We start from the raw sequence: 10986 nt of genomic DNA, 5'->3' as shown, positions 1-10986 counted from the left end.
ATCAGTGGGTGCCGAGCTCGCCGTCGAGCAGGTCGAAGAGTTCCTCGTCGGAGGCCTCCTCGATCTCGGTCGCGGCTCCGTCCCCGGGCGCGTGGCCGGTGTCGAGGGTGGTGTCGAGCGTGGTGTCGCGGCCGGTGTCGCGTCCCGCTTCGCGCCATTTCGCGAGCAGGACCTCCAGCCGGAGGGTGGCCGTGGCCCGCGTCGTCCTGTCGTACGGGGACTGTGCGAACGCGGCTTCCAGGCGGTCGATCTCGGAGAGCAGGGAGGGCGCCGGATCCGCCCCGCCGCCGTCGGCGCCCCCGGTGGTGGGCAGCGCGGCGCCGAGGTGCTCGGCGAGGGCCGTCGGGGTCGGGTAGTCGAACAGCAGGCTCGCCGGGAGGCGCAGTCCGGTGATCGCGCCGAGGTGGTTGCGCAGTTCGACGGCGGTGAGTGAGTCGAAGCCGAGGTCGCGGAAGGCCTGCGCGGCGCCGACCGCCTCGGAGGAGGCGTGCCCCAGCACGGCGGCGACCTGGCTCCTGACGACGCCGAGCAGGATCCGTCGCCGCTTGTCCTGCGACGCCCCGGCCAGCTGCCCGGCGAGGGCGGCCGTCCCGGGCCCGGCGGCCGGCGCCGGGCGGGCGGGGGCCCGTACCAGGCCGCGCAGCAGGGCGGGGAGCGGCTCGGTCCCGGCGCGGTGGCGGAGGGCGGGGAGGTTGAGGCGTACGGGCAGGAGCACCGCGTCCGGGCCGGTACCGGTCGCGGTCGCCGTGTCGAAGAGGGCGAGGCCCTCGGACGGGGAGAGCGGTGACACGCCGGCCCGGGCCATCCGGGCGAGGGCCGCGGCGCCGGCCGCGCCGGCCATCCCGTGCGTGCCGTCGGAGTCGGGGTCCGAGGCCCAGGGGCCCCAGGCCAGCGAGACGGCGGGGAGTCCGGCCGCCCGGCGCGACTGCGCGAGGGCGTCCAGGCAGGCGTTGGCGGCGGCGTAGTTGGCCTGGCCGGCGTTGCCGAACGTACCGGCGAGCGAGGAGAACAGGACGAAGGCCGCGAGGTCCGCGCCCCGGTCCCGGGTCAGCTCGTGCAGGTGGAGGGCGGCGTCGGCCTTGGGCCCCAGGACGTTGTCCAGCCGCTCCGGCGTCAGCGCTCCCACCAGCGCGTCGTCGAGCACACCGGCGGCGTGCACGACCCCGGTCAGGGGATGCGCGGCCGGGATGCCGTCGAGGACGGCGGCGAGCGCGGTGCGGTCCCCCGCGTCGCACGCCAGGGTGGCCACTTCGGCGCCCAGCGCCGCCAGTTCGGCGGCGAAGGCGGCCGCGCCGTCGGCGTCGGGTCCCCGGCGGCTGGTCAGCACCAGGTGCCGCACGCCGTGGGCCGCCACCAGGTGCCGTGCCACGAGCCGGCCTAGCGCACCCGTCGCACCGGTCACCAGGACGGTGCCCTCCGGGTTCAGCCCCAGGGAGGCGGGCAGTCCGGGAGCCGTGGCGCCGGCCGCGCGTGCCAGCATCGGTACGAGGGCCCGGCCGTCCCGGAGGGCGGACTGCGGCTCACCGGTGGCGAGTACGGCCGTCAGCAGGCCGTCCGGATGCGAGCGGTCCGTGTCCACCAGGACGAGGCGTTCGGGGTGCTCGGCCTGGACGGACCTGACCAGGCCCCACACGGCCGCCTGGGCCGGGTCCAGGCGCGCCGCGTCGTCGGCATCGACGGCGACCGCGTTCCGGGTCACGACGACGAGCCGCCGCGCGTCCGTCGCATCGGCCTCGGACGCCGTCAGCCACTCCTGTACGAGGGCCAGGGCGCGGCGGGCGGCGGAACGTACGGCCTCGGCCGACCCGGCCGGGCCGGCTGCGGTGTCCGGGCCGTCGGGGCCGTCGGGGCCGTCGGGGCCGAGCTCCACGATGTGATCGGCGGTCGACGGCCCGTCCGGGCCCGGCGGCTGCGGCAGGGGCAGTGCCGCCCAGTCGACCCGGAACAGGGAGTCCCGGGACCCCCCGGCCCGTGCGGCGGCGAGCTGCTCGGCGGAGACCGGCCGCAGGACGAGCCCGTCGACGGAGGCCAGGCTCCGGCCGAGGGCATCGGCGGCAAGCAGCGAGACGGTGTCCGGACCGGCGGGAGCCAGCCGGATCCGCAGGGCCGACGCACCCGCCGGGGGCAGGTCGTGCACCGTGACCCCGCTCCAGGAGAACGGAACCCGTGCCCGGTCAGCGGCATCGGCGTCGGGGCCGAGGAGGCCGGTGCCGAGGGCGACGGTGTGCAGAGCCGCGTCCAGCAGCGCCGGGTGCAGTCCGAAGCCGGACACGTCGGTCCCCTCGGGCAGTTCCACTTCGGCGAAGAGGACGTCGTCCCGCGTCCACGCGGCGCGCACTCCCCGGAACAGCGGGCCGTAGTCGAGCCCCAGGCCCGCCATCCGCGCGTACAGGGAGTCCACGACCTCAGCGGGAACGGAGACCGCCTCCGACGGCGGCCAGTCGGCGAGCGGGGTGGCGGCGTCGGCGGTCGCGGCGGACGACAGCGTCCCGGCCGCGTGGCGGGTCCACGGCTCGTCGGACGGCGCACCCTCGGTGCGGGAGTGGATCTCCAGGGGACGGCGGCCGTTGCCGTCGGATACGCCGACGCGGACCTGGATCCGGACGGCGGCATCGTCCGGCACGACGAGCGGGGCCCCGAGGACCAGCTCGTCCAGCCGGTCGCACCGGACGGCCTCGTCGCGGGCGGCGTGCAGGGCCAGGTCCACCAGAGCGGTGCCGGGGAGCAGTACGGCCCCCATCACCACGTGGTCGGCGAGCCAGGGGTGGGTCGCTTGTGACAGCCGCCCCGTCAGGACGATCCCCTCGCCGTCCGCGAGCGCGACCGCGGCTCCGAGCAGGGCGTGACCGGCTTCGGCCAGGCCGGCGGCTGCGACGTTCCCGGGTGCGGGAGCGGATTCGAGCCAGTAGCGGGTGCGTTGGAAGGCGTAGGTGGGCAGGTCGACGCGCTGAACGCGGCGTCCGGCGAAGACGGCCGTCCAGTCGACGGGCGTGCCGTGGACGTGGAGCTGGGCGAGGGCGGTGATGACGGCCAGGGCCTCGGGGCGGTCGGCGCGCAGGAGGGGGACGGTCGCGGCGTGCGCGTCGTCCAGGACGTCCTGGGCCAGCGCGGTCAGGACCCCGCCGGGGCCGATCTCCAGGAAGGTGCCCGCCCCCTCGTCGGTGAGGGCGGTGACGGCATCGGCGAAGCGCACGGCCTCGCGGACGTGGCGGACCCAGTAGTCGACGGAGCAGAACTCGTCGGTCGCCACCGGACGGCCGGTGAGCGTGGAGACGACCGGCAGGCGCGGGGCGTGGAAGGTGACCGTCTCCACGACCTTGCGGAAGTCGGCCAGCATCGGGTCCATGAGCGGCGAGTGGAAGGCGTGCGAGACCGACAGCGCCTTCGACTTGCGGCCGTCGGCCGACAACCGGTCGACGACCGCGGACACGGCGTCCTGAGCGCCCGAAACCACCACGGCTGAGGGCCCGTTGACGGCGGCGACGCCCACGCGGTCCTCGTAGCCGGCCAGCAGTTCCCGTACCTCATCCTCCGAGGCCTGTACGGCGACCATGACACCCCCGGCCGGGAGCGCCTGCATCAGACGGCCACGCGCAGCCACCAGAGCGGCCGCGTCTTCGAGGGAGAAGACCCCCGCCACATGGGCGGCGGCGAACTCGCCCACCGAATGCCCGGCCAGGAAGTCCGCCCGCACACCCCACGACTCCACCAGCCGGAACAACGCCACCTCGACCACGAACAACGCCGGCTGCGCATACTCCGTCCGGTTCAGCAACTCCACGTCCTCACCGAACACCACACTCTTCAGCGGCAGTTCGAGGTGCGTGTCCAGTGCGGAGCACGCGGCATCGAAGGCCTCGGCGAACACCGGGAAGGCCGCGTGCAGTTCACGTCCCATCCCGAGCCGCTGGCTCCCCTGCCCCGAGAACAGGAAGGCCCGCTTCGTACCGGGCACGGCGACGGCCCGCACCACGGACCGCGACACGTCGCCGTTCGCGAGGGCTGCCAGCCCCTCCAGGGCGCCGGCCGCGTCCGCTGCCACCACTGCGGCGCGGTGCTCCAGGGCGGTGCGGCCGGTGGCCAGCGAGTACGCCACCTCATGGCGTCCGTCGTCGTCCTGTGCATGTTGCCTCGCGTACGACAGGAGTCGCCGTGCCTGCGCGCGCAGCGCGTCCGGGGTCTTGGCGGACAGGACCCAGGGCGCCGCGAACGGCGGTGCGGGCGTCGTCTCCGGGGCGGGCCGGGTGACGGCCGGTGCCTGTTCGAGGACGACGTGGGCGTTGGTGCCGCTGAAACCGAACGAGGAGACGGCCGCCCGTCGGGGCCGGTCGTGTTCTGTCCATGCCACGGGTTCGGTCAGGAGGCGGACAGCTCCGGCCGACCAGTCGACGTGCGGGGAGGGTTCGTCCACGTGGAGGGTCTTCGGCAGGACGCCGTGGCGCATCGCCTCGACCATCTTGATGATCCCGCCCACCCCGGCCGCCGCCTGAGTGTGCCCGATGTTCGACTTCAACGACCCCAGCCACAACGGCCGATCGGACGGACGGTCCTGCCCGTACGTCGCCAGCAGCGCCTGCGCCTCGATCGGATCACCCAGCCGGGTCCCCGTACCGTGCGCCTCCACCACATCCACGTCCGCAGCGGACAACCCCGCACTCGCCAGGGCCTGTTCGATGACGCGCTGCTGCGCCGGCCCGTTCGGGGCCGTGAGCCCGTTCGACGCACCGTCCTGGTTCACGGCACTCCCCCGCACCACCGCCAGCACCGGGTGGCCGTTGCGCCGGGCGTCCGACAGCCGCTCCACCAGCAGCATGCCCACGCCCTCGCCCCATCCGGTGCCGTCGGCGTTCGCGGAGAAGGCCTTGCAGCGGCCGTCAGCGGCCAGGCCGCGCTGGCGGCTGAACTCCACGAAGGCGCCCGGGCCGGCCATGACGGTCACCCCGCCCGCCAGGGCGAGTTCGCACTCGCCCTGGCGCAGCGCCTGGACCGCCAGGTGCAGGGCGACGAGCGACGAGGAGCAGGCGGTGTCCACCGTCACCGCGGGGCCTTCGAGGCCGAAGGTGTAGGAGAGGCGGCCGGAGATGACGCTCCCGGAGTTGCCGGTGCCGAGGAAGCCTTCCACCCCCTCCGGGACCGACCGGAGCGAGGAGGCGTAGTCGTGGTACATGACGCCGGTGAAGACTCCGGTGCGGCTGCCGCGCAGCATGGCGGGGTCGATGCCGGCCCGTTCGAACGCCTCCCAGGAGGTCTCCAGCAGCAGCCGCTGCTGGGGGTCCATGGCGAGGGCCTCGCGCGGGGAGATCCCGAAGAACGCCGCGTCGAACTCGCCCGCGTCGTAGAGGAATCCGCCCTTGCGGGTGCTGCTGGAGCCGGTGGTGTCGTGCTCGGCGAGGAGGTCGAGGTCCCAGCCGCGGTCGGTGGGGAAGTCGGATATGGCGTCGGTGCCCGTGGAGAGGAGGTGCCACAGGTCCTCGGGGGACCGCACGCCGCCCGGGTATCGGCAGCTCATGGCGACGATGGCGAGGGGCTCGTCGGCGGCTCCCCCGGTCGGGGTGGCGGCCCGGGCGGTCGCGGCCGGGCGGGTTCCGTCCAGTTGGCCGAGGAGGTGGCGGGCGAGCGCGTCGGGGGTCGGGTGGTCGAAGACGAGCCCGGCCGGCAGTCGTACGCCGGTCGCGGAGACGAGGCGGTTGCGGAGTTCGACGGCGGTGAGGGAGTCGAAGCCCAGCTCCCGGAACGCCTGGGTGGCCTGTACGGATTCGGGCCGGTCGTGTCCCAGTACGGAGGCCGCGTGCGCGCGTACGAGTTCGACGAGCAGCTCGGTGCGGCGGCCCTCGGGCAGTTCCCGCAGCCGCTCCGACAGTGCGGAGCGGGCCGTGTCCCCGGAGGTCGCCGCGGCCGCCTCGGTACGGCGTACGGGCGCGGGGACCAGGTCCCGTAGGAGCGGGGGCAGTGCCCCCGCGCGGGCCTGTTCGCGCAGCGCGGGCGGGTCCCAGCGGACGGGTACGAGCAGCGGCTCGGTGGAGCGCAGGGCGGCGTCGAGGAGTCCGAGGCCTTCTCCGGTCTCCAGCGCGACGAGCCCGGAGCGGTTCATGCGCCGGTGGTCGGCGTCGGCGAGGGTGGCGGTGAGGGCGCTGGTGGTCGCCCACAGGCCCCACGCCAGCGACAGGCCGGGCAGGCCGGCCGCTCGGCGGGTGTGGGCCAGTGCGTCCAGGGCGGCGTTCGCGGCGGCGTAGTTGCCCTGTCCGGGGTTGCCGAAGACTCCGGCGGCCGAGGAGAACAGCACGAAGGCCGACAGGTCGAGGCCCCGGGTCAGTTCGTCCAGGTGCAGGGCTCCGGCCACCTTCGGGCCGAACACCTTCGATACCCGTTCGGGTGTCAGGGCCGGTACGACGCCGTCGTCGGTCACGCCCGCGGCGTGGACCACGCCCGTCAGCGGGTGGGCGGCCGGCAGTGAGTCCAGCAGCCCGGCCAGGGCCTCCCGGTCGGCCACGTCGCAGGCCACGGTGTCCACCTCGGCGCCCAGTGCGCCGAGCTCGGCCGCGAACTCGGCCGCGCCGTCGGCGGTGGGACCGCGACGGCTCGCCAGGACCAGCCGTCGGACGCCGTGCTCGGCCACCAGGTGCCGGGCCACCACGCGCCCCAGTACCCCGGACGCGCCGGTCACCAGGACCGTGCCGTGCGGCGCGAACACCGTGGCGGCGGGGGCCTCGCCGCCCGCCGGCGGTTCGGCCGCGCGCACCAGCCGGGGCGCGAACAGCGCCTTCCCGCGTACCGCCAGCTGCGGCTCGCCCGTGGCGGCCGCGGCCGCGAGCGGCGGCAGGTCGTCCCCGTCGGCATCGGCCTCGACGTCGACGTCGACGAGGACGAAGCGGTCGGGGTTCTCCGCCTGCGCCGAACGCACCAGGCCCCAGACCGCCGCCTGCGCGGGGTCGGCGGCCGCGGCCGGTTCGACGGCGACCGCGCCCCGGGTGACGATCAGCAGCCGCGAGGCGGCGTACCGCTCGTCCGACAGCCACTCCTGTACCAGTTCCAGCGCCGCCTGGGCAGCCGCGGCCGGGCGGGCCGCCGTCGCCGTCCCCGCGCTCCCCGGGGCGGGTACCGGCGCCGGTACCGCCACCAGGTCGGGGACGGGGGTCCCGTCGGCGGGCAGCCCGGCCAGGGTGTCGAACATTGCGACCGGCAGCTCCGAGGCGGGAGCGGGGTCCGCGGCCGGCTTCCACTCCAGCCGGAACAGCCCCCCGGCACGGTCTCCCCCGGCGGTGGCCAGCTGTTCCACGGCGACCGGGCGCAGGTCCAGGGACTCCACGGAGAGCACCGGACGGCCCGTGGCGTCCGCGAGGGACAGCGACGCCGCGCCCTTCCCGGCCGCCGCCGGCGTGAGGCGGAGCCGTAACGCGGTGGCCCCGGTCGCGTGGAGGTCGACCCCGTTCCACGCGAACGGGATCCGGGGTCCGTCGGCGCGCGCCGCGCGGGCGTCGAGACCCGCCGTGTGGAGGGCGGCGTCGAACAGCGCGGGGTGCATGCCGAAGCCGGTGACGTCGGTTCCTTCGGGCAGGGCGATCTCCGCGAAGACGTCTTCGCCGCGCCGCCACCCGGTCCGGACGCCCCGGAACACCGGGCCGTATTCCAGGCCGAGTTCGGTCATCCGGTCGTAGAGGGCTCCGGCGTCGAGCGGTTCGGCTCCGGCGGGGGGCCACTCGGTGAGCGCGGGGTCCGAGGGCGTGTCCGGGCTCCGGTCCGGGCGGGTGCCCGCACCGGCCGACAGGAGTCCCGAGGCGTGGCAGGTCCAGGCGTCCGCCGCCAGGGCGTCGTCGTGCCGCGAGTACACCCGTACGGCGCGCAGGCCGTTCGCGCCGGGGCCGTCGACGACCACCTGGAGCTGTACGCCGCCCTGTCCGGGCAGGACCAGGGGGGCTTCCAGGGTCAGTTCCTCGATCCGGGCGCACCCCACCTGGTCGCCGGCCCGGAACGCCAGCTCGACGAGCGCCGTTCCGGGCAGGAGCACCGCACCCGTCACCACGTGGTCGGCGAGCCAGGGGTGCGTGGTGAGCGACACCCGGCCCGTCAGCAGGACCCCTTCACCGTCGGCCAGGGTGACGACGGCGCCCAGCAGCGGGTGATCGGCCGACCAGAGACCGGCGCGGGTGAGATCGCCCGGGGCGGGCCGCGTCTCCAGCCGGTAGTGCTCGCGCTGGAAGGCGTACGTGGGGAGGTCGACGCGGCGGGCTCCGCGTCCGGCGTGGACGGCCGTCCAGTCGACGGGCGTGCCGTGGACGTGGAGCCCCGCGAGGGCGGTGGCGACGGCCACGTCCTCGAGCCGGTCCGCGCGCAGGAGGGGGACGACGGCAGCGTCGCCTTCCAGGGCGGTCTGCGCCAGGGCGGTCAGGATCCCGCCCGGGCCGATCTCCAGGAAGGTGTTCGCACCTTCCCCGGCGAGGGCGGTGACGGCGTCGGCGAAGCGGACCGCCTCGCGGACGTGGCGCACCCAGTAGTCGGCGGAGCCGAACTCCTCCGCCGGGACCGGATGTCCGGTGACGGTGGAGACGACCGGGACGCGCGGGGCTCCGAAGGAGACGCCCTCCACCACGGCCCGGAAGTCGGCCAGCATCGGGTCCATCAGCGGCGAGTGGAAGGCGTGCGAGACGGACAGCGCCTTCGACTTGCGGCCGTCGTCCGACAGCCGCCCGACCACTGCCGCTACGGCGTCCTCCGCGCCCGAAACCACCACGGACGAAGGCCCGTTGACGGCGGCGATGCCCGCGTGCTCCTCATACCCGGCGAGCAGTTCCCGTACCTCGTCCTCCGAGGCCTGCACCGCGACCATGACACCTCCGGCCGGGAGCGCCTGCATCAGACGGCCGCGCGCCGCCACCAGCCGCGCCGCATCCGACAGTGAGAACACACCCGCCACATGGGCGGCAGCGAACTCGCCCACCGAATGGCCCGCCAGGAAGTCCGGCCGGACCCCCCAGGAATCCACCAGCCGGTACAGGGCCACTTCGACCGCGAACAGCGCCGGTTGCGCGTACTCCGTCCGGTTCAGCAGTTCCGCGTCCACACCGAACACCACACTCTTCAGCGGGAGTTCGAGGTGCGCGTCCAGTGCGGAGCACACCGTGTCGAAGGCCTCGGCGAACACCGGGAAGGCCGCGTACAGCTCACGGCCCATCCCGAGCCGTTGGCTTCCCTGCCCGGAGAAGAGGAACGCCATCGTCTGCCGGGGTTTGACGACGCCGGTCACCGTGCCCGCGCCCCCGGCGTCGTCCCGCGCGAGCAGCTCCAGCGCGCGGCGCAGTTCGTCGCGGTCCGATGCCACGATCGCCGCCCGGTGGTCCAGGGCGGCCCGGGTCGTCGCCGTGGACAGGCCCAGGTCGGCCAGGGACCCGTCGGGGTGGTTCTCCGTGTGGACGAGGAGCCGGGCGGCCTGGCCGCGCAGCGCGGCCGCGTTCTTCCCCGAGAGCAGTACGGGTGTTGCCCGCGCCGGGTCGCCCGCGCCGTCGGCCGGCCCGTGCTCCGGCGTCGGGGGCTCCTCGATGACGACGTGGGCGTTGGTTCCGCTGAAGCCGAACGAGGAGACCGCCGCCCGTCGGGGGCGGTCGTGTTCCGGCCAGGCGACGGGCTCGGTGAGGAGGCGTACGGCTCCGGCCGACCAGTCGACGTGCGGGGTCGGCGCGTCCACGTGGAGGGTCTTCGGCAGGACTCCGTGGCGCATCGCCTCGACCATCTTGATGATCCCGCCCACCCCGGCCGCGGCCTGGGTGTGCCCGATGTTCGACTTCAACGACCCCAGCCACAACGGCCGGTCCGCCGGCCGATCCTGCCCGTACGTCGCCAGCAGCGCCTGCGCTTCGATCGGGTCACCCAGCGTCGTCCCCGTGCCGTGTGCCTCCACCGCGTCCACCTCGGTGGCGGACAGCCCGGCGTCGGCGAGCGCCTGCAGGATCACCCGCTGCTGCGAAGGGCCGTTCGGGGCGGTGAGGCCGTTGGAGGCGCCGTCCTGGTTCACGGCCGAGCCGCGGACGACCGCCAGGACCTGGTGGCCGTTGCGGCGGGCGTCGGAGAGCCGCTCCACCAGGAGCATGCCCGCGCCCTCGCTCCAGCCGGTGCCGTCGGCGGCGGCCGCGAAGGGCTTGCAGCGGCCGTCGGCGGCCAGTCCGCGCTGCCGGCTGAAGTCGACGAAGGACGTGGGCGTGAGCATGGCGGTCACCCCGCCCGCGAGTGCCAGGTCGCATTCGCCCCGCCGGAGAGCCTGGACGGCGAGGTGCAGGGCGACCAGGGAGGAGGAGCACGCGGTGTCGACGGTCACCGCGGGCCCTTCCAGTCCGAAGGTGTACGAGACCCGTCCGGATACGACGCTCGCGGCGCTGCCCGTGCCGATGTAGCCGTCGACGTCCTCGACGGCCTGGGCGAGCACCGAGGTGTGGTCGTGGTACATCACGCCCGTGAACACGCCGGTACGGCTGCCCTTGAGGGTCGTGGGGTCGATTCCGGCCCGTTCGAACGTCTCCCAGCAGGACTCCAGCAACAGGCGCTGCTGGGGGTCCATGGTGAGGGCCTCGCGCGGCGAGATGTCGAAGAGGCCGGCGTCGAAGAGGTCGATCCCGTCGAGGAATCCGCCGTCCCGGACGTGGCTGGTGCCACGGCTGTCCGGGTCGGGGTCGTAGAGGGACTCGAGGTCCCAGCCGCGGTCGGCGGGGAAGGCGGTGATGGCGTCCCCGCCGTCCGCGAGGAACTGCCAGAGGCCCTCGGGTGAGGTGATGCCGCCGGGGAAACGGCAGCTCATCGCGACGATGGCGATCGGCTCGTGCTGTGCCGCGTCGAGGTCCCGCAGCCGCTCGCGGGCCTCGTGGAGGTCGGCCGATACCCGCTTGAGGAAGTAGCGGAGCTTTTCCTCGTTGTTGTTCGCCTGGAGGTTGGCCTGGAGGTCGGACACCTGAGTCACCTTTTACGTCGAGCTGGTGGGGCCGGAAGCCGGCAGATGGGCGG

Annotated in this window: 1 protein-coding gene; it reads right to left on the bottom strand. The window is 74.8% G+C overall.

Features of this window, described 5'->3' with window-relative positions; translation table 11 throughout:
- Window position 1: 1 nt before the first annotated feature.
- Window positions 2-10933 (bottom strand): type I polyketide synthase, encoded by a 10932-nt coding sequence (locus tag OOK31_RS17095; protein ID WP_267088094.1) that lies wholly within the window; start codon window positions 10931-10933, stop codon window positions 2-4.
- Between the last annotated feature and the right edge of the window lie 53 nt (window positions 10934-10986).

It is taken from the genome of Streptomyces sp. NBC_00249 (assembly GCF_026342355.1).
GTDB lineage: Bacteria > Actinomycetota > Actinomycetes > Streptomycetales > Streptomycetaceae > Streptomyces.
This window is presented reverse-complemented; position numbering and strand designations above follow the sequence as displayed.